Source organism: Serratia montpellierensis, from assembly GCF_020858655.1.
Taxonomy (GTDB): Bacteria; Pseudomonadota; Gammaproteobacteria; order Enterobacterales; family Enterobacteriaceae; genus Serratia; species Serratia montpellierensis.
The window spans coordinates 32659-55038 of sequence record NZ_VOSN01000001.1; the positions used below are offsets into that span (position 1 = coordinate 32659).

The following is a 22380-nucleotide window of genomic DNA, read 5'->3' on the forward strand; positions in this document are numbered from 1 at the left end:
TCGTTATTTCTCGCTATCAACCAGACCGCGCACAAACCAGCGCTGCATCAGAAGCACCACCGCCAGCGGTGGCAATAAAGTCAGAATCATCGCCGCCATCACCTGGTTCCACTGGGTCGGCGCGCCGGAAGTGGAGATCATGCTCTTGATGCCCGCCACCGCGGTGCCCATCGAGGCGTCGCTGGTGATCAGGATCGGCCACAGGTATTGGTTCCAGCCGTAGATAAAGGTGATGACGAACAGCGCCGCCAGATTGGTTTTCGACAGCGGCAGCACGATGTCCCAGAAGAAACGCATCGGCCCGGCGCCGTCGATGCGCGCCGCCTCCAGCAGCTCATCCGGCAGCGTCATGAAGAACTGACGCAGCAGGAAGGTCGCGGTGGCCGAGGCCATCAGCGGCAGCGTCAGGCCGGTGTAGCTGTCCAGCAGGTTGAGGTTGGAGATCACCTCCACCGTCGGGAAAATACGCACCTCCACCGGCAGCATCAGGGTGAGGAAAATCAGCCAGAAGAACAGGCTGCGCAGCGGGAAACGGAAATACACGATGGCGTAAGCCGACAGCACCGACACCGCGATCTTGCCGAAGGTGATCGCCAGCGCCATGATCACGCTGTTGAGCAGCAGCAGCGAGAACGGCACCTTGAGGTTGCCCACGCCGCCCTGCCAGATATTACGGATGTTCTCCCACAGGTGGCCACCGGGCACCAGCGTCATCGGCACCTGAAACACCTGCTTGTCGTCCAGCGTGGCGGCGACAAAGGCCACGTACAGCGGGAACAGCACCACCAGCACGCCGATAATCAGCATCACATGGCTGAAGATATCCAGCCCGCGTCGATTCTCAATCATTGATAGCGCACCTTACGTTCAACGAAGCGGAACTGGATCACCGTCAGGCCGATCACCAGCAGCATCAGGATCGCCGACTGTGCGGCGGAGCTGGAGAGATCCAATCCGGCGAAGCCCTCGCGGTAGATCTTGTAGATCAACGTGGTGGTGGACTGCACCGGCCCGCCGCCGGTGGCGGCGTCGATCACCGGGAAGGTATCGAAGAAGGCGTACACCAGATTGACCACCAGCAGGAAGAAGCTCACCGGCGCGATCAGCGGCAGCACCAGATGGAAGAAACGCCGCACCGGGCCGGCGCCGTCGATGGCCGCCGCCTCCACCAGCGAGCGCGGGATCGACTGCAGCGCCGCGAGGAAAAACAGGAAGTTATAGCTTATCTGCTGCCACACCGAGGCCAGTACCACCAGGAACATCGCCTGGCCGCTGTTTTGCGCATGGTTCCAGTTATAGCCCAGCCCGTTGAGGAAATGGGTGATCAACCCCAGGCCGGGGTTGAACAGAAAGATCCACAGCACCGCCGCCACCGCCGGCGCCACCGCATAGGGCAGGATCATCAGCGTGCGATAGAGGCGGCTGCCGCGCAGCACGTAGTCCACCAGCGCGGCGAAGAACAGCGACACCGCCAGCCCGATGCCCGCCACCAGGAAGCTGAAGATGAGCGTGGTGTAGAACGAGTCGAGGTAGTAAGGATCCTGGAACAGCTGCGTAAAGTTATCCAGCCCGACAAACTGGCTGGACAGGCCGAACGGATCGAGGCTCTGCACCGAATACCACAGCGCCTCGCCGGCGGGCCATAAAAAGAACACGGCGGTAATCAGCAACTGCGGCAGCACCAACGCATAGGGCAGCCAGCTGCAGCCGAAACCGGGACGGGAAGATGACATAGAAGTTAAACCATTAATCGGGTACGGAAGGATCGGCGTGAAGACGCGAGCCCGGTCTGCCGGGCTCGCGACGCAGGGTTACTTGGTCGATGCTTCGAAGCGGCGCAGCAACACGTCACCGCGCTGCACGGCGGCGTCCAACGCCTGCTGAGGCGTTTTCTTGCCGGTCCACACGCCTTCCAACTCCTCATCCACCACGCTGCGGATCTGCGGCATGTTGCCCAGACGCAGGCCCTTGGTGAACGGCAACGGCGGCTTGTTCAGCATCTGGCGAGTGGCGACGTCGGCACCCGGATTCTTGTCGTAGAAGCCCTGCTGCTTGGTCAGATCGTAAGCCGCGGTGGTGATCGGCAGATAGCCGGTCTTCTGGTGCCATTCGGCGGCGATTTCCGGTTGCGCCAGATACTGCAGGAACTCGGCCACGCCCTTGTAAGTGGCGGCGTCTTTGCCGTTCATCACCCACAGGCTTGCCCCGCCGATGATGGCGTTCTGCGGCGCGTTTTTCGCGTCGGCGTCGTACGGCATCATACCGACGCCGTAGTTGAATTTGGCGTAGTGCTTGATGTCCGCCAGCGAACCGGATGACGCGGTGGTGATGGCGCAGTCGCCGTTATAAAACTTCTCGGTGGATTCGTCTTTGCGGCCGAAGTAGGTGAAATCGCCCTTCTTGTTCATCGCCTCCAGCAGCTCGATATGCTTGACCTGCAGCGGCTTGTTGAACTCCAGCTTGGCGTTGGTGCCGCCAAACCCGTTGTTTTCGCTGGCGAACGGCACGCCGTGCCAGGCGCTGAAGTTCTCCAGCTGGATCCAGCCCTGCCAGCCGCTGGCGTAACCGCACTTCATGCCGGCCTCACGCAGTTTGGCGGTATCCGCCGCCAGCTCCTGCCAGGTTTTCGGCGGCTGATCCGGGTTCAGGCCGGCCTTTTTGAAGGCATCTTTGTTGTAGTACAGCACCGGCGTGGAACTGTTGAACGGCTGCGACAGCAAATGGCCGCTCTTGTTGTCGGTGTAATAGCCGGCCACCGTCGGCACGAACACCGACTCGTCGAAGTTGATGCCGGCCTCTTTAAACACTTCATAGACCGGTTTGATGGCCTTACTGGCCATCATGGTGGCAGTGCCCACCTCGTAAACCTGCAGGATCGCCGGCGCCTTGCCGGAGCGGTAAGCGGCGATGCCCGCCGCCAGGCTCTGTTCGTAGTTGCCTTTGTAAACCGGCACAATCTTGACGTCGCTGTGCGACTGGTTGAAGCGATCCGCCAGGGAATCCACTTCCTTACCCAGTTCGCCTTCCATCGAATGCCAGAACGGGATCTCGGTCGCCGCCAGCGCCTGAGTGCTGACCGCCAGGGTCAACGCGACGCACAGCGTGGTTTTGCGAATAGCGTAGGTGAGCATGCCTAACTCCTGAAAAAAGCTGGTGTAAAAGCGCGTGAGCGAAAAGAGTCAATTCTTGATGAGGGAGTGCCCCCTATAGCTTTCGAGTTGCAGCCAGGCGGCAACCTGCTGGCACCCTGGAGCTTAGCGAACTAAGTGACAGGGGGGCAGCCGGGCAGCCAACAACGCTGCGGCTCGAAAGATGACGGGGGATAACATGCCATGCGCGGATGACAGAAAAATAACCGTTACATGACAGCCACATGACGGCAAGGTGAAGTGAAGATGGCGGTTTGATGTCGGCGGCGGGCATGGGCTCCGCCGCCGCGAGGATTACAGCGAACGGCGCAGGCGCGCCACCGCTTCTTGCATCTGCTGCTCAGTGGCGGTGGCGAACGACAGGCGGAAGGTCGAACGATCCGGGTTGTCGGAGAAGAAGTATTCCCCCGGCACGAACACCACGCCCTGCTGCAGGGTAGCGTTCAGCCATTCGGTGGCGTTGAACGGCTGGCGGAAACGCGCCCACAGGAACATGCCGCCCTTCGGCTTATCGAAGGTGATGTAGTCGCCCAACTCCTGCTCCACCAAACCGGCCAGGATCTCGCCCTTTTGCTTGTAGGCGGCGCGGATCTTGTCGATCTGCGCCGGCAGGCGATCCAGGCCGAGATAGCATTCGACGATGCTCTGCGACAGCGCGCTGGCGTGCAGATCCGCCGCCTGCTTGATGATCGCCACTTTATGCAGCAGGAACGGCGGCAGGATCGCCCAGCCCAAGCGCAGGCCCGGCGCCAGGATCTTGGAGAAGGTCGAGGTATAGATGATGTGGTCGGTGTTGCCCAGCACCTGCTGCGACACCTGATGCAGCGTCGGGTGGCGCTCTTCGGTGAAACGCAGCTCGCCGTACGGATCGTCTTCGATGATCAGGAAGTTATGTTCGGCGGCCAGCTTCACCAACAGTTCGCGGCGCGCGGCGCTGAGGGTGATGCCGCTGGGGTTGCCGAAGTTCGGCACCACGTACACGCCCTTGATGCGCTGGGTTTTCAGCAGCTCGGCCAGCTCTTCCACTACCATGCCGTCGCTGTCGGACGAGACCGACATGATGTTGGCTTCCGCCAGCTCCAGCGTTTGCAGCGCCGCCAGGTAGGTCGGGCGCTCCACCACGAACACGTCGCCGGGGTTGACGATGGCGCGCATCACCAAATCCAGTGCCTGCTGCGAGCCGGCGGTGACCATCACCTCTTCCGCGCCAGCGGTGACGCCGCGCTCGGCGCACAGCGCGCAAATGCGCTCACGCAGCAGCGGGCTGCCCTCGGTCAGGCCATACTGGAACGCGCTTTTCGGCTGTTCGGTGATCGCCTGCTGGGTGGCGATGCTCAATCCTTCGAAATCGAACAGCGCATCAGAGGGGATGCCGCCCGCCAGCGAAATGACGTGTTCCATCTTGCTGTGCTTAAGCAATTCACGGATGGCCGAACTTTTTACGTTAACGATGCGCTGCGCGAGTAACCCTTCTGTCTTCATTTATTCTTCTCGTACCTGATTATTTTAATTCGTAGGGGGGCGGATTAACCGCCCAGATACGCCGACCTCACTGCTTCGTTGGCTAACAATGCAGCCCCCGTATCTTCCAACACCACGCGGCCGTTTTCCAGCACATAACCGCGGTCCGCCAATTTCAGCGCCTGATTGGCGTTTTGCTCCACCAGGAAGATGGTCATGCCCTCTTCCCGCAGCTGCTGAATGATGTCGAAAATCTGCTGGATGATGATCGGCGCCAGCCCGAGCGAGGGCTCGTCGAGCAGCAGCAGCTTCGGCTGGCTCATCAGCGCGCGGCCGATGGCCAGCATCTGCTGTTCGCCGCCGGACATGGTGCCGGCGCGCTGGCTTCGGCGCTCCAGCAGGCGCGGGAACAGGGTGAACACCCGTTCGATGCGCTGTTGATACTGCCGGCGATCGGCGAAGAAGCCGCCCATCGCCAGGTTTTCTTCCACCGTCATGCGCGAGAAGACGCGCCGCCCTTCCGGCACGATCGCCACCGCTTCGCGCATGATGCGCGAGGTTTGCCACTGGGTGATGTCCTGATCCTGAAAGACGATGCTGCCTTCGCTGGCGCGCGGCTCGCCGCACAGGGTGCCGAGCAGCGTGGTTTTACCGGCGCCGTTGGCGCCGATTAACGTCACGATTTCGCCCTGGCTTATCGTGAGACTGACCTGATGCAGCGCCTGAATTTTGCCGTAGTGGGCGGATACCTGATTGAATGACAACATATTATTCTTCGCCCAAATAAGCCCGGATCACGTCCGGGTTGTTGCGGATCTCCGCCGGTGTGCCCTGCGCCAGCGGCGTGCCCTGATTCACCACGTAAATGCGGTCGGAAATGCCCATCACCAGCTTCATGTCGTGCTCGATCAGCAGCACCGAGACCTTATGCCGATCGCGCAGCTCGACGATCAGGTGATCCAGCTCGTCGGTCTCTTTCGGGTTGAGGCCGGCGGCCGGTTCGTCCAGCATCAGCAGCTCCGGCCGGGTCACCATGCAGCGGGCAATCTCCAGCCGTCGCTGCTGCCCGTAGGCCAGGTTGCCCGCCGAACGGTTGGCCATCTCCAGCAGGCCGACGCGCTCCAGCCACTCCGCCGCGCGCGCCAGCGCCTCGGCTTCAGCGCGGCGGAAGGCCGGGGTTTTCAACAGCCCGGCGAACACGCCGCTTTTCAGGTGCTGATGCTGCGCCACCAGCAGGTTCTCGATCACCGTCATTTCACGGAACAGCCGGACATGCTGGAAGGTGCGCACCACGCCCATACGGGCGATGGCCTGCCCCGCCAACCCTTCCAGGTGGCGATCGCGCAATTTGATGGTGCCGCCGGTCGGGCGGTAAAAACCGGTCAGGCAGTTGAACACCGTGGTCTTACCGGCGCCGTTGGGGCCGATCAGCGACACGATTTCGCCTTCGTTCAGCGTCAACGCCACGTTGTTGACCGCCAGCAGCCCGCCGAAACGCATCGACAGGCCCTCTACCTGCAGTAAAGGTTGAACGCTCATGCCTGCTCCCCCTTGCCCGCGTGAATGTCCGCCGCCTGCAGCTTCAGCTGCGGCCGTTTCATCGGCAACAGCCCCTGCGGCCGCCAAATCATCATCAGCACCATCAGCGCACCCAGCAGCAACATGCTGTATTCATTCAGATCGCGCATCAGTTCGCGCGACACCACCAGCAGGATCGCCGCCAGAATGACCGCGAACTGCGAGCCCATGCCCCCCAGTACGACGATCGCCAACACGAAGGCCGACTCGACGAAGGTGAAGGATTCCGGGCTGACGAACCCCTGACGCGCGGCGAACAGCGTGCCGGCAAACCCGGCGAAAGCGGCGCTGATGGTAAAGGCGGTCAGCTTGATGCGCGTCGGGCTGAGGCCCAGCGAGCGGCAGGCGATCTCGTCTTCGCGCAGCGCTTCCCACGCGCGCCCCAGCGGCATGCGCAGCAGGCGGTTGATGACGAACAGCGTCAGCACCACCAGCAGCAGCGCCACCAGGTACAGGAACACGATGCGATCGCTCGGATCGTATTTCAGGCCGAAGAAGTTATGGAAGGTATCCCAGCCGCCGTCGCGCAAGCTGCGGTTGAACTCCAGGCCGAAGAAGGTCGGTTTCGGGATCTGGCTGATGCCGTTCGGCCCGCCGGTGATCTCGGTATTGTTCAGCAGCAGGATGCGCACGATCTCACCGAAACCGAGCGTCACGATCGCCAGATAATCGCCGCGCAGCCGCAGCACCGGGAAACCGAGCAGGAAGCCGAAGGCGGCGGTGACGATACCCGCCAACGGCAGGCTCTCCCAGAAGCCGAGGCCGTAATAGTGATTCAGCAGCGCGTAGGTGTAGGCGCCGATGGCGTAGAAACCGCCGTAGCCGAGCACCAGCAGACCGGACAAGCCCACCACCACGTTGAGGCCGAGGCCCAACATCACGTAGATCAGCGTCAGGGTAGCGATATCCACCGTGCCGCGCGACACCAGGAACGGCCAGGCGACCGCCGCGACGATGAGCAAAGCCGCCAGCAGCTTTTGCCGCGGCGTGGTGCCGTCGAAGCTCGGCAGCACGAACGCCGGGCCGGAGACTTTTTTCAATCCCTGCTGCAGCAGCGGGCGCAACAGCTGGAAGAAAAAGACGATGACGCAGCCGATGCCGATCCACATCCAGCGCACTTCCGCCGCGCCGTGCACCACCAGCTTGGTGCCGTCCAGGCTGAGCTGCATGCCCATCAGGAAAGACGCCATCACGAACAGCACCGCCGTGGCGATCAGCGCATTGAGCAGATTGAGTTTCATACTTTCTCAACCTCCGGACGCCCGAGGATGCCGGTCGGCATGATCAGCAGCACCACGATCAGCAACGCGAACGACACCACGTCTTTATATTCAGTGCTGAGGTAGGCGGAGGTCAGCGCTTCCGCTACGCCCAGCACCAGGCCGCCGATCATCGCGCCGGGAATGCTGCCGATACCGCCCAGAACCGCGGCGGTGAAGGCTTTCATACCGGCCATAAAGCCGATGTAAGGGTTGATGACGCCGTAGAACTGGCCGAGCAATACCCCGGCCACCGCCGCCATCACCGCCCCGATGACAAAGGTCAGCGAGATCACCCGGTCGGTGTTGATGCCCAGCAGGCTGGCCATCTTCAGGTCTTCCGCACAGGCGCGGCAGGCGCGGCCCATGCGCGAATAGCGGATAAACAGCGTCAGCGCCAGCATCGCCAGGAAGGTCACGAGCCAGATGATCAGCTGCATGGTGCTGATGGTGGCGGCGAAGCCGTTGCTTTCCCCCAGCACCCACTGGCCGGTCACCAGGCTGGGCAGCGCCAGATCGCGTGAGCCCTGCGTCAGGCTGACGTAGTTTTGCAGGAATATCGACATGCCGATGGCCGAGATCAGCGCAATCAGGCGCTTGGAGTTGCGCACCGGCTTGTAGGCCACCCGCTCGATGCTCCAGCCGTAGGCGCTGGCGATGACGATCGAGACCAGGAACGCGGCGCCGATCAGTAACCAGCCGACGTCGATGCCGAGCATCATCAGGGCGGCAATAACGATAAAGGAGACATAGCTGCCGATCATGTACACCTCGCCGTGGGCGAAGTTGATCATGCCGATGATGCCGTAAACCATGGTGTAACCGATGGCGATCAATGCATAGGTGCTGCCCAACGTTAAGCCGTTGAACATCTGCTGCAGAAAATAGAGGAGTTGCTCTGACATACTCTGAACCCTTGGCTGCGAAACCCGCCGGCGGAGAACCGGCGGGTAAAGGGAGACGGGGCCGGCAAGCCGACCCGCCGGGCGCAACAAGCCGCGCCCCACCCTAATCATTATGGCTTATTTGATCGGTGTGGACGTGCCGTTGGCATGCCACTCGAACACGCCGAACTCGAAGCCTTTCAGATCGCCCTTGTCATCCCAGGTCAGCGGCCCCATCACGGTCTCCACCGGCTTGCCGGTTTTCAGATCCTTGACGATGTCCGCCGGTTCCTGGCTGCCGCTGCGCTCCATGCCGGTGGTCAGCGACTGCAGCGCGGCATAGGTGGTCCAGACGAACGGGCCGGTCGGATCCAGCTTCTTGGCTTTCAACGCATCGACGATCGGCTGGTTGGCAGGCACCTGGTCGTAGCGTTTCGGCAGCGTCACCAGCATGCCTTCCGAGGCGGCGCCGGCGATGTTGGACAGCGAGGAGTTGCCCACGCCTTCCGGCCCCATGAAGCGGGTGGTCAACCCGGCCTGCTTGGCCTGACGCAGGATCTGGCCCATTTCCGGGTAGTAACCGCCGAAGTACACGAAGTCGATATTTTCTTTCTTCAGGCGCGCCACCAGGGTGGAGAAGTCTTTGTCGCCGGCGGTGATGCCTTCGAACATCGCCACTTCGGTGCCCTGTTTTTTCAGGCTGTCGCGCACCGAGCGCGCCAGGCCTTCACCGTATTGCTGCTTGTCGTGCACCACGGCGATGCGCTTCGGCTTGATGTCGCTGAGGATGTATTTGGCGGCGGTCGGGCCCTGATCCGAATCCAGGCCGGTGGTGCGCAGGATCATCTTGTAGCCGCGGGTGGTCAGATCGGCGTTGGTGGCCGCCGGGGTAATCATGATCACGCCTTCGTCTTCATAGATATCGGACGCCGGCTGGGTGGACGAGGAGCACAGGTGGCCGATCACGTAGCGAATGCCGTCGTTGATCACCTTGTTGGCGACCGCAACCGCCTGTTTCGGGTCGCAGGCGTCGTCGTATTCCACGCCGACCAGCTTGTCGCCCTTGATGCCGCCCTTGGCGTTGATGTCGGCAATCGCCTGGCGCGCGCCGGTAAACTCCATGTCGCCATACTGCGCGACCGGGCCGGACATCGCCCCGACGATCGCTACCTTGATGTCTTTCGCCATGGCCGCCTGGCTCATGGCCATCGCAATACAACCCGCCAGCAGTGCCTTACCTGTTGTTAATTTCATCCGCAAATCCCCATCTGTCGTTGTGAACGTACCTGTTGTGTTTGCCTGCGCCCGATCGTTATTGACCGCTTTTGTTATAAGTAATAATGATTTAGGCGATTTGTCGGCATTATTTTCTAATAAGACTTTATTTTTCATGTCATTAAACAGGAATTTTCTTCTGCAAATCAACTTCATCAGACAGAAACAAGCGGTGTAAACAGGATAAAATTCGAATTAAATCTGCGCTGTTTACCTTGAGGCGCAGCGCGTTGTGCTGGTTAACAAACCCTTTACTAACTATTTACTCGGAAAATGCCCCATGCAAAAAACATATTGCACAGTAATCGTACAGAAAAACTTACACAACGCTCTGCACAAGATCTATTACACTGTCGACATCATTTAGCTGCGCGGAAATTCTGCATGAAACTGACCATCGAGCGCCTGACCGCGCTGTCCCCGCAAGACCTTATCGACCTCGGTAAAATTTGGCCGCATCAGCAGCCGGAACAGTGGCAGCGCTGGCTGAGCGACGGCAAGGCGCTGTTCGCCGCCCGTTTCAACGAGCGCCTGCTGGGCGCGGTGAAAATCGCGCTGCAGGACGACCGCGCCGAGCTGCAGGACCTGCTGGTGCGCGAAGTGACGCGCCGCCGCGGCGTCGGTCTTTACCTGGTGCAGGATGCGCAGCGTCAGCTGCCGCAGGTCGTCCACTGGCAGCTGTCTACCGCCGGCCTGGCGCCGCGCGAACGTGGGGAAGTCGATAACTTCATGCGCGCCTGCGGCTTCGCACCGCAGGGCGACCTCTGGCAAAAATGAAACGCCGGCTGGCGGCGCTGGTCTTGATTGCGCTGGGGCTGGCGGCCTGGTTCGCCGGGCGCCAGCAGGCGCTGCGCCTGGCCTCAGGCTGGGATCAGCAGGTTTATGTCTGGCAGCGGGTTTGGACGCCGCAGCACGCCGATGCGCTGGCGCACAGCCGCGATCTGTTCGCCGGGTTGCGGGTGCTGGCGCTGCAGGTGCATCCGCGCGAAGGCTGGCGGGAAATCCCGGCCGATCTCAGCCTGCTGAAGCAGGACGGCCGCCCGCTCTGGCTGGTCGCACGCCTCGACGGCCAGCTGCCGCAGCTGGACCAAGAAGCCATTATCCAGCGTCTGCTGGCGATCACCCAGCGCTGGCAGGCGGCCGGGCTGCCCGTCACCGGCGTCGAGATCGATCATGACGCCGCCACCGCCCGCCTGCCGGACTACCAACGCTTTCTACAGCGGCTGCGCCAACGGCTGCCCGCCGCTTTGCAACTCGGCATCACCGCCCTGCCCGCCTGGATCGGTTCGCCCGATCTACCCGGCGTACTGCAACAGGCCGACAGCTCCGTCCTGCAGGTGCATGCCGTACTCTCGCCGCAGCAAGGGCTGTTTGACGGCCCCTTAGCGCTGCGCTGGGTGCGGCAGTACGCCGCCATCACACCGAAGCCGTTTCGCGTCGCGCTGCCGGCCTATGGCATGGCGCTGCTGGGTTTTGATGCGCAGGGCGCGCAGGTGGAGAGCGAATCCTCGCTGCGCGTGGCGGGCAACGGCCGCGAACTGACGGTCGCGCCGCAGCAGATCGCCGATTTTCTGCAAACGCTGGCGCAGCAAACGCCGCCCCGGCTGCGCGGCATTATCTGGTTCCGCTTGCCGCTGGCGGACGATCGGCGCACCTGGTCGCTCGCCACGCTGCGAGCGGTGATCGAGCACCGGCCGCTGAACGTCGACTGGCAGGTAAAATTTAGGCCTCAGCCACAGCAAAACGGGCTGTATGATCTGATAATTCATAACAACGGGCCGGTGGATGCCCCGCTGCCGCAAGAGGTGGTCATCCGCGCTGACGACTGCCTGGCGGCGGACGCGGTCGGCAACTACCGGCTGGAATCCGCACCGCAACGGCAACGCTTTATTCGCATCAGCGGCGACCAGCTGCGCGCCGGGCAATCCCGGCCGCTGGGCTGGCTGCGCTGCCAACAACTGACGCCAGGAGGCACCCTTGTCACACCTTGATACGTGCGCGGCACGGAATACCCGCCGCCTTCTTCCGCTGGCCATGCTGATCGGCGCCGCGCTGGCGCTGCCGCTGAACGGCTATGCCTGCGGCCCGGATTTTCCTAACCGGCTGCTGATCGACCGCAACGGCACCCTGCTGTATATGCCGGAGGGCAATTTCGCCTTCGAAGCCGGCCGGCTGGTGCCGGCAGATAAACAGCTGCCGCGCTGGCAAGCCCCGCCGCCGCCGATGCCGCCGAAACCGATGCCGCAATCGCCGGAAACGATCGCGATCGGCAAAATGCGCGCCGCCAAAACGGTGGAAGAAGCTGACGCCGTCAATACGCAGGGTCTGTCCAACGCCGCGCGCCTTTATCAACTGGGCGCCGTCGCTTTCGCCAGCCACGATCCGCGCGCCACAGACTATTTCCAACAGGTGCTGAAGCTACCGGCCGCCGAACAGGGCGACTGGGGACTGCGGGCGCAGTATTCGCTTGGTCGGGTGTTGATGGCTGACCACGGTACGCCGGTGAATGAATCTGGTGAAGCGGCGCCCGCCGCCGAGCATCCGCCAAAAGCCGCGCTTGAACAGGCGCTGGCGGCGTTCGAGCAGGTGATCGACCGGGTGAAAAGCGGCGCCCCCGATCCCGATCAGCTGGCGCTGAGCAGCCTCGGGCAGCAGGCGCGCATCCACCTGTGGTTGGGTGACGTCGCCCCCGCCGCTCACCTCTATGCGCTACAGGCGGCGCAGGGCGATCCGAGCGGCGGGCAGTCGCTACAGTACGTCTCCAGCTACCTGGTCAATCCCGACCATCTGGAAACGCTGAAACAGATCATCGGCGATCCGTTGATCCAGCAGTTGGTGACCATTGAGCTGTTCGCCCGCAGCGGCAACCTGCAAATGGCGGATACCGACGGCAACGGCCGCTCCGCCCAGATTATCAGCCAGATCCTGACGCTGCTGGACGGCACGGTGAAAAGCGGCTTCGCCGGCAGCGATCGGCTGGCGGCATTGGCCTACCGTTCCGGGCAGTACCCAATGGCGGCGAGCCTGCTGAAAAACGCCGGCGACAGCGGCCTGGCGTGGTGGCTGCGTGCCAAAATGGCGCTGCGTGACGGTGACGTGAAAGCCGCCACCGCCGCCTACGCCAAAGCGGCAAGCGCGTTCCCCGCCGACGAAAGCTGGGGCGAACAGCGCAACGCCGACTTCGTCGCGGAAACCATCGTGCCCGAGTGCCGGGTGGCCGGTGAACAGGCCATCCTGGCGCTGAACCGCGGCGACTATCTGCAGGCGATGGATCTGCTGTATCGCGGCAAGGCGATCTACTGGGCCGACGTGGCCGATGTGGCGGAGCGCGTGCTGACCGTCGATGAGTTGAAAGGCTTTGTCGATAAGCACGCTCCGGCGCCGACGACGCCGCTCAAACCGGTTAACCCGGATGACTACGGCGGCCAGCAGATCACGCCGGAAGTGCAGCTGCGCGAACTGCTGGCGCGGCGGCTGATGCGCGTCGGACGAGCGCCGGAAGCGCTGGCCTACTTCGATATCCCTAACTACCGCCAGGCCGCGCAGCAGTACGCTGATGAGCTGAAGGCCGCCAAGGACAAATCCGCCGCGCCGCTGACGCGAGCGCAGGCTTACTATCGCGCCGCCAACCTACTGCGTGCCCAGGGGCTGGAGTTTACCGGTTATGAGATGACGCCGGACTACGCCATCTATGGCGCCGGCTATTCCTATCTGGGGGATGCGTTCGATACTCGCGAGCTGAAGCAAAAAAGCTGGATAAACAGCGCAGAAGCGGCGCGCGCCAAGGCGGCGCTGCCGGCGCAGGACAACCGTTTCCTGCACTATCGCTGGCAGGCGGTGGGGCTGGCGCAACAGGCGGCCGATCTGCTGCCGCCGAAAAGCCAGGCCTATGCCGCCGTGCTGTGTAACGCCGCCAGCTGGGTTATCAAACGCGACGCCAAGACCGGCCAGGCGCTTTATCAGCGCTACATCAACACCGGCACCCGCTACCCGTGGGCGGCGAAATTCGGCTACGACTGCCCGGCGCCGGACTTCGCCGCGGTCGCACCATAACGCCGAATTTCAGGCATGAAAAAGCCCGGCAAGCCGGGCTTTTTTTTCGAATATCGCATCGACTCAGGCTTCGATCGCCATTTTGAGTTTCTTCATGGCGTTCTTTTCCAGCTGGCGCACGCGCTCGGCGGAAACGCCGTACTGATCGGCCAGCTCCTGCAGCGTCGACTTGTTGTCGTCATCCAGCCAGCGTGCACGGATGATATGCTGGCTGCGCTCGTCCAGACCTTCCAGCGCATAGGCCAGTTTGTCTGCGGCGTTGCTTTCCCAGTTATCTTCCTCGATGCCTTCGGCAAAGTCGGAGCTCTTGTCCTGCAGGTACAACACCGGCGCCATCGCCTGGCCATCGCGGGCCTCATCGTCCGGAGTCGGATCGAACGTCATGTCCTGCGCCGCCATGCGAGATTCCATCTCGCGCACGTCTTTGCTGGTTACGCCCAGCTCGCGGGCCACCAGTTCCACTTCGTCCTGGTTGAACCAGCCCAAACGCTGTTTGGTTTTGCGCAGGTTAAAGAACAGCTTGCGCTGCGCTTTGGTGGTCGCCACTTTCACGATGCGCCAGTTGCGCAATACGTACTCGTGGATTTCCGCCTTAATCCAATGCACCGCAAAGGAAACCAGACGCACGCCGACTTCAGGGTTGAAGCGGCGAACGGCTTTCATCAGGCCGATATTGCCTTCCTGAATCAGGTCTGCCTGCGGCAGACCGTAGCCTGAATAGTTGCGGGCAATATGAGCGACAAAGCGCAGGTGAGACAGGATGAGCTGCTTAGCGGCATCCAGATCGCCCTGATAATGCAGCCGTTCAGCCAGCTCCCGCTCTTCCTCTGCCGTCAGCATCGGATAGGCGTTGGCTGCCCGGATATAGGCTTCCAAGCTACCTTGGGGTACTAAGGCTAAAGTTTGCATTTCTTTGGTCATTCAAACCCTCTCTATGAGAATACAAAATCATGCAGGTGATTATTACAGCGGGGAAATGATTGATTCTACGGCAGTTGCTGAAGCAAAAGCGGTTCCACACGCCGGGCACCTTAACATTTGCTGCAATTTTTGACCGTACTTCGCCCTAAAAGTTCACCCTTTTTTGCAAGCATTGTCGCTGACAATACGTGACGAGAGTGAAGGCCGATAGGGAATTTGTGCGCTAAGAAGAGAGGGATGGTGCTGACTTCGCTTGAGGTCACTCTTCTCCCGCAACGCGATCAAAAGCAGCAGGAGAAGAGTATACCAAAAAAATCTTACTGTGGTGTAAATCGGCGTAAATGTTGCACTGTCGCCAGCCAGGCGGCGATCCAGCCGATCATGGCGGAGATGATCAGCAGCAGCAGCGCCTCATCCCAGCCCAGCCCGTGCAGGGTGAAGGTGGTGCCGAATACCTTGGCGACCCCGGCGACTACCGACTCCAGCTGCCACACCAGTGCGCCGGAGAGCACCAGCGACAGCAGCGCGCCGGCAAAGCCCAGCATCGCCCCGCCGTTAAGGAACGGCCGCAGGATAAAGCCGTCGGTGGCACCGATCAGCTTCATCACGTTGATGGTGTCACGACGGCTGAAGATGCTCAGACGCACGCTGTTGCCGATCACCAGGAACACCGCCACGATCATCAGCACGCCGATGATCGCCGCGATCTGGCCCGCCAGCCCGGTCAGCGCCGCCAGGCGGGCAAACCAGCTGTCATCCATACGCACTTCTTCCACGCCCTGCACCGCCGCTACGCGATCGCGCAGGGTGTTGAGGGTGTCCGAACTCTGGAAGCTCATCTTCGGCGTGACGATCGCCACCGCCGGCAGCGGGTTCTCTTCCAGCATGTCCAGCGCGCCGCCAAAGCCCGACCAGTTACGGAACTCGCCGCGCGCTTCTTCACGCGACAGGTAGTTCACCTTCTCCACGCCGGCTTCCGCCTTGATGGCGTCGAGCACTTTCAGCGCCGCGTCGTCATCGAGCGATTTATCCAGGTAGACCGTCAGTTGCGGCGTCGGGTACCACTGGCTGGCCGCGGTGCTGACGTTTTTCCACACGATGTAGCACACGCTCGGCAGCGTCAGGGAGATGGCGATCACCATCACCGTCAGCAGCGTCGCCAACGGCTGGCGCAGCATGTCTTTGATGGCGTTCATCCAGGCGTAACGCCACTGTTCGCGCCAGCCGCCGCGCAGCGCCTTGCTCTTGGCGGTTTTTGCGTTATTGGCCATGGTGAGCGCCCCCTTGCATGCGGCCCTGGCTCAGCGTCAGGATGCGGTAATTGCGACGGGCGATAAGCCCGGTGTCGTGCGTCGCCATCAATACGGTCACGCCGACGCGGTTGAATTCTTCAAACAGGCGCAGAATGCCTTCCGACAACGCGTCATCGAGGTTGCCGGTCGGTTCATCCGCCAGCAGCACCGCCGGCTTGTTCACCACCGCACGGGCGATGCCCACGCGCTGCTGCTCACCGCCGGACAGCTGAATCGGGAAGTTTTTCGCTTTATCCAGCAAACCGACCTTGTCCAGCGCCGCAGAGACGCGGCGGCGGATGTCTTCGGTGCTGGCGCCGGCGATGATCAGCGGCATCGCCACGTTGTCATACACCGTGCGATCCAGCAGCAGGTGGTGATCCTGGAAGATCATGCCGATCTGCCGACGCAGGAACGGCACCTCGCGGTTTTTCAAACGGCTGATGTCGTGACCGCCAAACCAGATGTGGCCGGCGCTGGGCCGTTCGATACCGCAAATCAGTTTCAGCAGGGTACTTTTCCCCGCGCCGGAATGGCCGGTCAGAAACGCCATTTCCGCCGGGCGCAGATGGAAATCGACCCCCTGCAGCGCTTGCCGTCCGCCCAGATAAGCTTTACTGACCTGTTCAAAGCGAATCATCCGTATTAATCCTCTCGGGCAAAAAGTGCCTCAATAAAATCGTCAGCCTTAAACGGCCGCAAATCTTCGATGCCTTCCCCGACGCCGATATAGCGAATCGGGATACCGAACTGATCGGCGATGGCGAAGATCACCCCGCCCTTGGCGGTACCGTCCAGTTTAGTCAGCGTGATGCCGGTTAAGCCCACGGCCTCATTAAATAATTTCGCCTGACTGACCGCATTCTGGCCGGTGCTGGCATCGAGCGTCAGCATAACCTCATGGGGGGCCTGGTCGTCCAGTTTTTTCATGACGCGGACGATCTTCTTCAGCTCTTCCATCAGGTGCGATTTGTTCTGCAGACGGCCGGCGGTATCGGCGATCAAGACATCGATGCCGCGCGCCTTGGCGGCCTGCACCGCATCGAAGATCACCGAAGCGGAGTCCGCCCCGGTATGCTGCGCCACCACCGGAATGCGGTTGCGATCACCCCACACCTGCAGCTGCTCCACCGCCGCGGCGCGGAAGGTATCCCCCGCCGCCAGCATCACCGACTTGCCTTCCGCCTGGAACTGACGTGCCAGCTTGCCGATAGTGGTGGTTTTACCCACGCCGTTCACGCCGACCATCAGGATGACATACGGCGTTTTCCCGCTGACATCCAGCGGCTGATCAACCTTGGCCAGAATTTCGGACATTTCCTCCTTCAGCTTGCCGTACAGCGCTTCGGCGTCTTTCAGCTGCTTGCGGCTGGCGTGCTGGGTCAGGGAGGTGATGATCTTGCGCGTGGTGTCTACGCCGACATCGGCGATCAGCAGCTGTTCTTCCAACTCGTCGAACAGGTCGTCGTCGATCTTTTTACCGCGGAACAGCCCCATAAAGCCGGAACCGAGGTTTTGCTTGGTCTTCAGCAGGCTGCGCTTCAGGCGAGCGAAGAAGCCTTCTTTGGTCGGGCGCTCCTGCTCTTGCGCAGCGGCCGGCACCACAGGTTCAAGCAGCTCTTCTTCTTCCGGCTCGGGTTCTGGTTCGACGACTGGCTCAGGCTCAATGACCGGCTCAGGTTCAACCACCGGCTCAGGCTCAACGACCGGCTCAGGCTCGACGACTGGCTCAGGTTCAACGACCGGCTCAGGTTCAACCACCGGCTGCTGCTGCGCCACTACCTGCTCGGTCACGCTGACAATCTCTTCGGCCAACGCTTGCGCCGCCGGGTGTTCGCCCGCCGCCGGCAGGTTTTCCGCGATTTGTTCGCCGGCCTGACCGTTATCCCACTCTCCCGGGGTGTCGACGGAGGCGGCAGGTTCAGATTCCTGGGCGGGGAGCTTGTCATCCAGCTTGGCGGCGGCCGGTTCAACCGGCGTCTCCGCGGCCTGAGGCTCTGCCTGCTCTACCGGCTGCTCAGGTTGCTGTTGCTCTTCTTCCTTTTCCTTCTGGCCAAAGCCCAGCCAGGAGAAAAACCCACGTTTCTTATCTTTTGCCATGTTATGACTCTACTCCGTACCGAAGGCTCGCTTACCCTACATACCTGAAGGATATATGCTGACAATAATCCGCCGAGTCTATCACTTTCCCTCGCGTAGCAACACGCATCCGGCATGCTTTCCGGTGTGAAATCAGACAACAAAGTTTTACCGTTTCCCCCGACGCCCGTCACCGGTAGAATAGGGACAACTTTTCGTTAACCTCTGCGGCCCCGCGCCGTAAAAGAAATCAAACAACGCTTATGACAAGACTCTCGCCACGGGCGGCGGCCAAAAAACCGCCCCAGGCCGCAGCCGGACAAATCCGCATCATCGGCGGCCAATGGCGCGGTCGCAAGCTTCCGGTGCCGAACAGCCCGGGGCTGCGCCCCACCACCGATCGGGTGCGCGAAACCCTGTTCAACTGGCTGGCGCCGGTGATTCAGGGCGCGCGCTGTCTGGACTGCTTCGCCGGCAGTGGCGCATTAGGGCTGGAAGCGCTGTCGCGCTACGCCGGCAGCGCCACGCTGCTGGAATTCGAACGGCCGGTGGCGCAGCAGTTGGAAAAAAATCTGGCGCTGCTGCAGGGCAAAGGCGTGGTTATCAACACCAACGCGCTGAGCTGGCTGGCGGGCGAGGGCAAACCGTTTGACGTGGTGTTCCTCGATCCGCCATTCCGCAAAGGCCTGCTGGCGGAGACCGCCCTGCTGCTGGAGCAGCGAGGCTGGCTGGCCGACGAGGCCTGGATCTATGTAGAAGCCGAGGCGGAAAGCGCCGCGGCAGACGTGCCTGCCAGCTGGCAGCTGCACCGGGAAAAGGTCGCCGGCCAGGTGGCCTATCGCCTTTATATTCGTTCGCAAGAGAAAACCGACCATGCTGATTAATCTGGGCCGCCTGCTGATGCTGTGCGTGTGGGGCTTCCTGCTCTCTAACCTGTTCCATCCGTTTCCCAAGCCGCTGAAGTATTTCATCGACGTGGCGCTGTTCTTTATGGTGGTGATGCACGGCCTGCAGTTGGTGCTGTTGAAATCCACCCAGCCGAAGGATCAGCCGATCAGCTACTGGCAAGAGGCCAAGATCTTTATCTTTGGCGTGTTCGAGCTGCTGGCCTGGCAAAAGAAACAGCCGCCCATCAAGAAGAAGTGACCGCTACGGCTGAGCGGTGAACGAGACGAAGCGCGTGCCCTGCATGTTTAACGTGCCCTGCGCGCCTTTTTCTATCGGGTTGTACTGCCATTGCTTCAGCCGCAGCTGGATGTCTTCACCGCCCTGTACCGGGCTGAACACCACCTCGTAATTCATCGGTTCATTGACCAACGGCTCGCGCTGCGGCGCGCGGGTCTTGGTGACCGGCACCGCGCGTTTGTCGCTCACCGTCACCTGCAGACTGCGCATCGGCGCGCGGTCGTTTTCCGCCTCCTGCTGGCGCTGTTTGAAGTAGCGTTGCGTGGCCAGTACGGCGATCAGCGCAATCACGGCGACAAAAAATAACGGTGGTTTGCTCATCGGTTTCCCATTTCCTTCACGGCCAAATCGGCGTAAACATAGCATTCTCAAGAAAGCATTGTCGATCGTCGGCAGGCTACCTACACTGAAATAAGAAGTGACATGGGTGACAGTTTGGAGCCGGTGGTTGCGGCTCCCTCATACATAAGGAAGACATCAATGAGTTGGCCGTTCCTTGCCGTATTCTTTTCCGGTTGGCTGTTCGTCGACGCCTCATACCGTGGGCCGCGCTGGCAACGCTGGGTGTTCAAACCCGTCACGCTGCTGCTGCTGTTGCTGTTGGCTTGGCAGGCGCCGGTGCTCAGCGCGGCAGGTTATCTGATCGTACTCGGCCTGCTGGCGACGCTGATCGGCGACGCGCTGCTCCTGTTGCCGCGCGAGCGGGTGCTGTACGCCATCGGCGCCTTTTTCCTCTCGCACCTGCTGTATACCCTGAGCTTTGCCAGCCAGATGACGTTCAGTCTGTTCTGGCCGCTGCCGCTGGCGCTGCTGGCGATAGGTGCGTTGCTGCTGGCCACCCTTTGGACCCGGCTGGAAGAGATGCGCTGGCCAATCGTCACCTATGTGGCGATGACGCTGCTGATGGTCTGGTTGGCGGGCGAACAATATTTCCTGCGCAGCACCGATTTCGGCTTCTCGCTGCTGACCGGCACCTCGCTATTGCTACTGGCCAACGTGGTTTGGCTGATCAACCGCTACCGTTTCACCTTCCGCGCAGCGGACGCCATCGTCGCTTTCTGTTACTTCTCCGGCCACTTCCTGATCGTGCGCTCACTCTACCTGTAACGACCTGCCGCGGGTTCGGCACGCCGAACCCGTTTCCACATCAAGCCAACGCTTTCAACGTTAAGGCATCATCGGCGCCCAGCTGATTGCGATACAGATCGCCGTCGCGCGAGAAGAACGCCAGCGTGCTGCCATCCGCCCGCAGCAGGGCGATGCCGTCCGGCGCCGGGCGCCAGCCCACCACCTCGGCCGCAAACACGCTTTGCAGACAACGTTGCCGATCCACCAGCTGATAGCCGTTGGTTTCACTTTGCTCATTCGCCAAAAACTCGATTTGGCATTGGCGTTCGCTGTCGGCAACCTGCCATTGCCCCGCCAGCGACTGCGCGGTCGGCAGCGCCAGGCTGCCGGCCATGACCGCACTCGTCACCATCATGCCGCCCGCCGCCAGGGCGGTGCGCGTTAAAGTACCTTTCATACCGGGCTCCCACATCACGCCCGGCCGAGACTGCGCCGGGCGTTTCGTTGCTGTGTTACACGATAAAGTCGGTGGCGACGTCTACCTGACCGACGATTTTCACCAGGAAGTCCGGCGCCTGATGGCCGCCGATGTTCACCGACAAATCGGTCACGTTGTTGGAAGCGTTGTAGCTGAGCAGCGCTTCACCGGCCGCGCCGCTGAAGTGATCGACGAAGTGGATGAAATCACTGCTCTGTGCCTCTTTGTTGAAGAACGACAGGTCAATTTTGTCGATCCCTTTCTGGAAGTCACGGATCCAGTCCGAAGCACCCGGTGCAGAGTCGCTGGCAGCGGTGAACACGAAGGTATCCTGTCCGGAACCGCCCCACAGTTCATCCGCCCCACCACCGCCGAACAACACGTCATTACCCGCACCGCCTTTCAGCACGTTGTTGGCCGCGTTGCCGACGATCACGTCATTGCCGGAACCGCCAATGGCGTTCTCGATGGTCACCCCGGCGGCAATCGAGACGTTGCCCTTCAGGCCGCCCACGTCGGAGAACGACTTCTCGTTCAGGTTGATGCGCTGGTTAGCGGTATAACCGGAGAAATCGAAGGTATCGTTGCCGCCCGCATCCCAGACCGCAAAGATCACTTTCTGCGAGTTGCTGGTGGTGCTGAGGAAGTCACGACCGGTGTTGGAGTTAAAGCCGTACACGGTGTCGCCAGTGCGGGTCGACAGGTTGGCGCCATACAGATGTTGAATGGCGGCAATGTCATCCAGCAGCGGAGCAGCGGCGTAATGACCGCCGTTATCCCCACCGGTGTTGGTTTCGCTCCAGTAGCTCATCAGGCTGAACTGACGGGTATCTTCCGCGTAAGTGACGTCGCGGTAGGTTGGGTTGCCTTCACCGGCGTTGTAATCGCCCGGGTGGCTCAGACCCAGCGCATGGCCAATCTCATGGGTGAACGTCTGGCGGCCGTAGTCTTCGGTCGCCGGATGCTTCACGTTGGACTGGTTGACGTTGTACCAAGTCTGGCCGCCCAGATCCTGGCCCTGCCAAATGGTGTTCGGCAGGAAGGCATAGGCTTGGGTGCCGTAATCATAATGACCAGGACGATCCTGGCTGTAGTTGCCGAAGGTGATATTGGCCTTTTGACCGGCCGCCACTTCGGTAAAGGTGATATTGGCGACGTCGGCCCAGGACTGCAGCGACAGCTTAGCCTGCTGCTGCTGTTCCGCGCTGAACTTGCTCAGCCCGGTGTCGCCGGCGACGTTGGTGGCAGAGAACTTATAGTCCGGGAAGGAGAAGGTTAATTTAACCGGCTGGCCAAATACCTTGTAACCGTTCCAGGTTTGGTTCTCACGGGTAATAAACAGCCCAGCTTGCTCGTTAGAAAATGAATCCTTGCCATTAATCTGAATCCCGTTGCCACGCTCATGATAATGCAGCAGGTCGGCTACAGCATCGTAGCCGGTTTTGGCGGCCGCGAAGTTGGATTCAGTAATTTCAATTGCCTTTTTAGTAGATTGCATTGGTTCGATTCCACTCATTATCTGATCGTTATCAATCAGACAGATAGACATAACCTCCCCGTAAGCCACGGTTAATGAACCTTAAGCTTGCTGGAAGGGGCTTATGCGCCGTTGCCGGCAGTGTGTTAGGTAGAATTAATGCATATATATCAGCAAATAAGATCACCATTAAAAATGGTAATCGATTCCAATTATAGGCA

22 protein-coding genes are annotated in these 22380 nt (G+C 61.1%); 6 read left to right on the forward strand and 16 right to left on the reverse strand.

Going from position 1 to position 22380, the window contains the following annotated elements; all coding sequences use genetic code 11:
• Nucleotides 1–3 precede the first annotated feature (3 nt).
• The 9 genes from ugpE to FUU19_RS00200 form a co-directional block, all read right to left on the reverse strand.
• Nucleotides 4–849: a sn-glycerol-3-phosphate ABC transporter permease UgpE gene (ugpE, locus tag FUU19_RS00160; protein ID WP_019455301.1), complete on the reverse strand. Its 846-nt coding sequence runs from the start codon at nt 847–849 to the stop codon at nt 4–6.
• Nucleotides 846–1733 carry a sn-glycerol-3-phosphate ABC transporter permease UgpA gene (ugpA, locus tag FUU19_RS00165; RefSeq protein WP_230489483.1) on the reverse strand — a complete coding sequence of 296 codons (888 nt, stop codon included), beginning with the start codon at nt 1731–1733 and terminating at the stop codon, nt 846–848. Before ugpA ends, ugpE begins: the two co-directional genes overlap by 4 nt.
• A gap of 78 nt (nt 1734–1811) precedes the next feature.
• Nucleotides 1812–3131, reverse strand: coding sequence for a sn-glycerol-3-phosphate ABC transporter substrate-binding protein UgpB (ugpB, locus tag FUU19_RS00170; protein ID WP_049195230.1), 1320 nt, complete (start codon nt 3129–3131; stop codon nt 1812–1814).
• A 312-nt stretch (nt 3132–3443) separates the two neighbouring features.
• Nucleotides 3444–4631, reverse strand: a complete 1188-nt coding sequence (locus tag FUU19_RS00175; protein WP_230489484.1) for an aminotransferase-like domain-containing protein — start codon at nt 4629–4631, stop codon at nt 3444–3446.
• A 44-nt stretch (nt 4632–4675) separates the two neighbouring features.
• Nucleotides 4676–5377, reverse strand: a complete 702-nt coding sequence (gene livF / locus FUU19_RS00180; RefSeq protein ID WP_033649661.1) for a high-affinity branched-chain amino acid ABC transporter ATP-binding protein LivF — start codon at nt 5375–5377, stop codon at nt 4676–4678.
• 1 nt (nt 5378) lies between these two features.
• The gene (gene livG, locus FUU19_RS00185; protein WP_025304904.1) at nt 5379–6149 is read right to left on the reverse strand and encodes a high-affinity branched-chain amino acid ABC transporter ATP-binding protein LivG; all 771 of its coding nucleotides are present in this window, start codon (nt 6147–6149) and stop codon (nt 5379–5381) included.
• The gene (locus FUU19_RS00190) at nt 6146–7429 is read right to left on the reverse strand and encodes a high-affinity branched-chain amino acid ABC transporter permease LivM (protein ID WP_025304903.1); all 1284 of its coding nucleotides are present in this window, start codon (nt 7427–7429) and stop codon (nt 6146–6148) included. Before FUU19_RS00190 ends, livG begins: the two co-directional genes overlap by 4 nt.
• Complete coding sequence (gene livH, locus FUU19_RS00195) at nt 7426–8352, reverse strand: high-affinity branched-chain amino acid ABC transporter permease LivH (protein WP_038874154.1); 927 nt, start codon at nt 8350–8352, stop codon at nt 7426–7428. The genes FUU19_RS00190 and livH overlap by 4 nt, the downstream gene beginning before the upstream one ends.
• A 117-nt stretch (nt 8353–8469) precedes the next feature.
• Entirely contained in the window at nt 8470–9585 is a 1116-nt protein-coding gene (locus tag FUU19_RS00200) for a branched-chain amino acid ABC transporter substrate-binding protein (RefSeq protein ID WP_025304902.1), read from the reverse strand.
• A 405-nt stretch (nt 9586–9990) separates the two neighbouring features.
• Here FUU19_RS00200 and panM point away from each other — a divergent pair, with 405 nt between their 5' ends.
• From panM to FUU19_RS00215, 3 genes are read left to right on the forward strand one after another with little or no spacing between them, the layout of a single operon-like run.
• On the forward strand, nt 9991–10383 hold the full coding sequence (panM, locus tag FUU19_RS00205; protein ID WP_141971652.1) for an aspartate 1-decarboxylase autocleavage activator PanM: 393 nt from the start codon (nt 9991–9993) through the stop codon (nt 10381–10383).
• Entirely contained in the window at nt 10380–11597 is a 1218-nt protein-coding gene (locus tag FUU19_RS00210) for a DUF3142 domain-containing protein (RefSeq protein ID WP_230507049.1), read from the forward strand. Before panM ends, FUU19_RS00210 begins: the two co-directional genes overlap by 4 nt.
• Before the next feature lie 43 nt (nt 11598–11640).
• Complete coding sequence (locus FUU19_RS00215) at nt 11641–13659, forward strand: hypothetical protein (protein WP_230489531.1); 2019 nt, start codon at nt 11641–11643, stop codon at nt 13657–13659.
• Nucleotides 13660–13722: 63 nt separating this feature from the next.
• Here the strand turns inward: FUU19_RS00215 and rpoH are convergent, their stop codons facing one another.
• From rpoH to ftsY, 4 genes are all read right to left on the reverse strand, one after another.
• On the reverse strand, nt 13723–14580 hold the full coding sequence (rpoH, locus tag FUU19_RS00220; protein WP_038874147.1) for an RNA polymerase sigma factor RpoH: 858 nt from the start codon (nt 14578–14580) through the stop codon (nt 13723–13725).
• Nucleotides 14581–14897: 317 nt separating this feature from the next.
• Nucleotides 14898–15851, reverse strand: coding sequence for a permease-like cell division protein FtsX (ftsX, locus tag FUU19_RS00225; protein ID WP_033636680.1), 954 nt, complete (start codon nt 15849–15851; stop codon nt 14898–14900).
• Nucleotides 15841–16512: a cell division ATP-binding protein FtsE gene (gene ftsE / locus FUU19_RS00230; protein ID WP_004934337.1), complete on the reverse strand. Its 672-nt coding sequence runs from the start codon at nt 16510–16512 to the stop codon at nt 15841–15843. Before ftsE ends, ftsX begins: the two co-directional genes overlap by 11 nt.
• A 5-nt stretch (nt 16513–16517) precedes the next feature.
• A complete protein-coding gene (ftsY, locus tag FUU19_RS00235; protein ID WP_230507050.1) occupies nt 16518–17972 on the reverse strand; it encodes a signal recognition particle-docking protein FtsY in 1455 nt (484 codons plus the stop codon).
• Nucleotides 17973–18214: 242 nt separating this feature from the next.
• Here ftsY and rsmD point away from each other — a divergent pair, with 242 nt between their 5' ends.
• Nucleotides 18215–18835 (forward strand): 16S rRNA (guanine(966)-N(2))-methyltransferase, encoded by a 621-nt coding sequence (gene rsmD, locus FUU19_RS00240; RefSeq protein ID WP_141971659.1) that lies wholly within the window; start codon nt 18215–18217, stop codon nt 18833–18835.
• Nucleotides 18825–19097 (forward strand): DUF1145 family protein, encoded by a 273-nt coding sequence (locus tag FUU19_RS00245; RefSeq protein WP_004934327.1) that lies wholly within the window; start codon nt 18825–18827, stop codon nt 19095–19097. The genes rsmD and FUU19_RS00245 overlap by 11 nt, the downstream gene beginning before the upstream one ends.
• Nucleotides 19098–19100: 3 nt before the next feature.
• On the opposite strand, the gene FUU19_RS00250 is transcribed toward FUU19_RS00245, so the two are convergent.
• Nucleotides 19101–19457: a DUF2500 domain-containing protein gene (locus FUU19_RS00250; protein WP_015376283.1), complete on the reverse strand. Its 357-nt coding sequence runs from the start codon at nt 19455–19457 to the stop codon at nt 19101–19103.
• Nucleotides 19458–19616: 159 nt separating this feature from the next.
• On the opposite strand from FUU19_RS00250, the gene FUU19_RS00255 reads away from it, so the two are divergent.
• On the forward strand, nt 19617–20243 hold the full coding sequence (locus FUU19_RS00255; RefSeq protein WP_049200035.1) for a lysoplasmalogenase: 627 nt from the start codon (nt 19617–19619) through the stop codon (nt 20241–20243).
• A 40-nt stretch (nt 20244–20283) separates the two neighbouring features.
• Here the strand turns inward: FUU19_RS00255 and FUU19_RS00260 are convergent, their stop codons facing one another.
• Nucleotides 20284–20661, reverse strand: a complete 378-nt coding sequence (locus FUU19_RS00260) for an AprI/Inh family metalloprotease inhibitor (RefSeq protein WP_038874139.1) — start codon at nt 20659–20661, stop codon at nt 20284–20286.
• A gap of 55 nt (nt 20662–20716) precedes the next feature.
• Nucleotides 20717–22180 (reverse strand): serralysin family metalloprotease, encoded by a 1464-nt coding sequence (locus tag FUU19_RS00265; protein WP_141971664.1) that lies wholly within the window; start codon nt 22178–22180, stop codon nt 20717–20719.
• Nucleotides 22181–22380: the final 200 nt, after the last annotated feature.

Excerpts from the sequence above, each read along its gene's own strand:
- ugpE (WP_019455301.1), bottom strand. The coding sequence starts at position 849 with ATGATTGAGAATCGACGCGGGCTGGATATCTTCAGCCATGTGATGCTG.
- ugpA (WP_230489483.1), bottom strand. The coding sequence starts at position 1,733 with ATGTCATCTTCCCGTCCCGGTTTCGGCTGCAGCTGGCTGCCCTATGCG.
- ugpB (WP_049195230.1), bottom strand. The coding sequence starts at position 3,131 with ATGCTCACCTACGCTATTCGCAAAACCACGCTGTGCGTCGCGTTGACC.
- FUU19_RS00175 (WP_230489484.1), bottom strand. The coding sequence starts at position 4,631 with ATGAAGACAGAAGGGTTACTCGCGCAGCGCATCGTTAACGTAAAAAGT.
- livF (WP_033649661.1), bottom strand. The coding sequence starts at position 5,377 with ATGTTGTCATTCAATCAGGTATCCGCCCACTACGGCAAAATTCAGGCG.
- livG (WP_025304904.1), bottom strand. The coding sequence starts at position 6,149 with ATGAGCGTTCAACCTTTACTGCAGGTAGAGGGCCTGTCGATGCGTTTC.
- FUU19_RS00190 (WP_025304903.1), bottom strand. The coding sequence starts at position 7,429 with ATGAAACTCAATCTGCTCAATGCGCTGATCGCCACGGCGGTGCTGTTC.
- livH (WP_038874154.1), bottom strand. The coding sequence starts at position 8,352 with ATGTCAGAGCAACTCCTCTATTTTCTGCAGCAGATGTTCAACGGCTTA.
- FUU19_RS00200 (WP_025304902.1), bottom strand. The coding sequence starts at position 9,585 with ATGAAATTAACAACAGGTAAGGCACTGCTGGCGGGTTGTATTGCGATG.
- panM (WP_141971652.1), top strand. The coding sequence starts at position 9,991 with ATGAAACTGACCATCGAGCGCCTGACCGCGCTGTCCCCGCAAGACCTT.
- FUU19_RS00210 (WP_230507049.1), top strand. The coding sequence starts at position 10,380 with ATGAAACGCCGGCTGGCGGCGCTGGTCTTGATTGCGCTGGGGCTGGCG.
- FUU19_RS00215 (WP_230489531.1), top strand. The coding sequence starts at position 11,641 with ATGCTGATCGGCGCCGCGCTGGCGCTGCCGCTGAACGGCTATGCCTGC.
- rpoH (WP_038874147.1), bottom strand. The coding sequence starts at position 14,580 with ATGACCAAAGAAATGCAAACTTTAGCCTTAGTACCCCAAGGTAGCTTG.
- ftsX (WP_033636680.1), bottom strand. The coding sequence starts at position 15,851 with ATGGCCAATAACGCAAAAACCGCCAAGAGCAAGGCGCTGCGCGGCGGC.
- ftsE (WP_004934337.1), bottom strand. The coding sequence starts at position 16,512 with ATGATTCGCTTTGAACAGGTCAGTAAAGCTTATCTGGGCGGACGGCAA.
- ftsY (WP_230507050.1), bottom strand. The coding sequence starts at position 17,972 with ATGGCAAAAGATAAGAAACGTGGGTTTTTCTCCTGGCTGGGCTTTGGC.
- rsmD (WP_141971659.1), top strand. The coding sequence starts at position 18,215 with ATGACAAGACTCTCGCCACGGGCGGCGGCCAAAAAACCGCCCCAGGCC.
- FUU19_RS00245 (WP_004934327.1), top strand. The coding sequence starts at position 18,825 with ATGCTGATTAATCTGGGCCGCCTGCTGATGCTGTGCGTGTGGGGCTTC.
- FUU19_RS00250 (WP_015376283.1), bottom strand. The coding sequence starts at position 19,457 with ATGAGCAAACCACCGTTATTTTTTGTCGCCGTGATTGCGCTGATCGCC.
- FUU19_RS00255 (WP_049200035.1), top strand. The coding sequence starts at position 19,617 with ATGAGTTGGCCGTTCCTTGCCGTATTCTTTTCCGGTTGGCTGTTCGTC.
- FUU19_RS00260 (WP_038874139.1), bottom strand. The coding sequence starts at position 20,661 with ATGAAAGGTACTTTAACGCGCACCGCCCTGGCGGCGGGCGGCATGATG.
- FUU19_RS00265 (WP_141971664.1), bottom strand. The coding sequence starts at position 22,180 with ATGCAATCTACTAAAAAGGCAATTGAAATTACTGAATCCAACTTCGCG.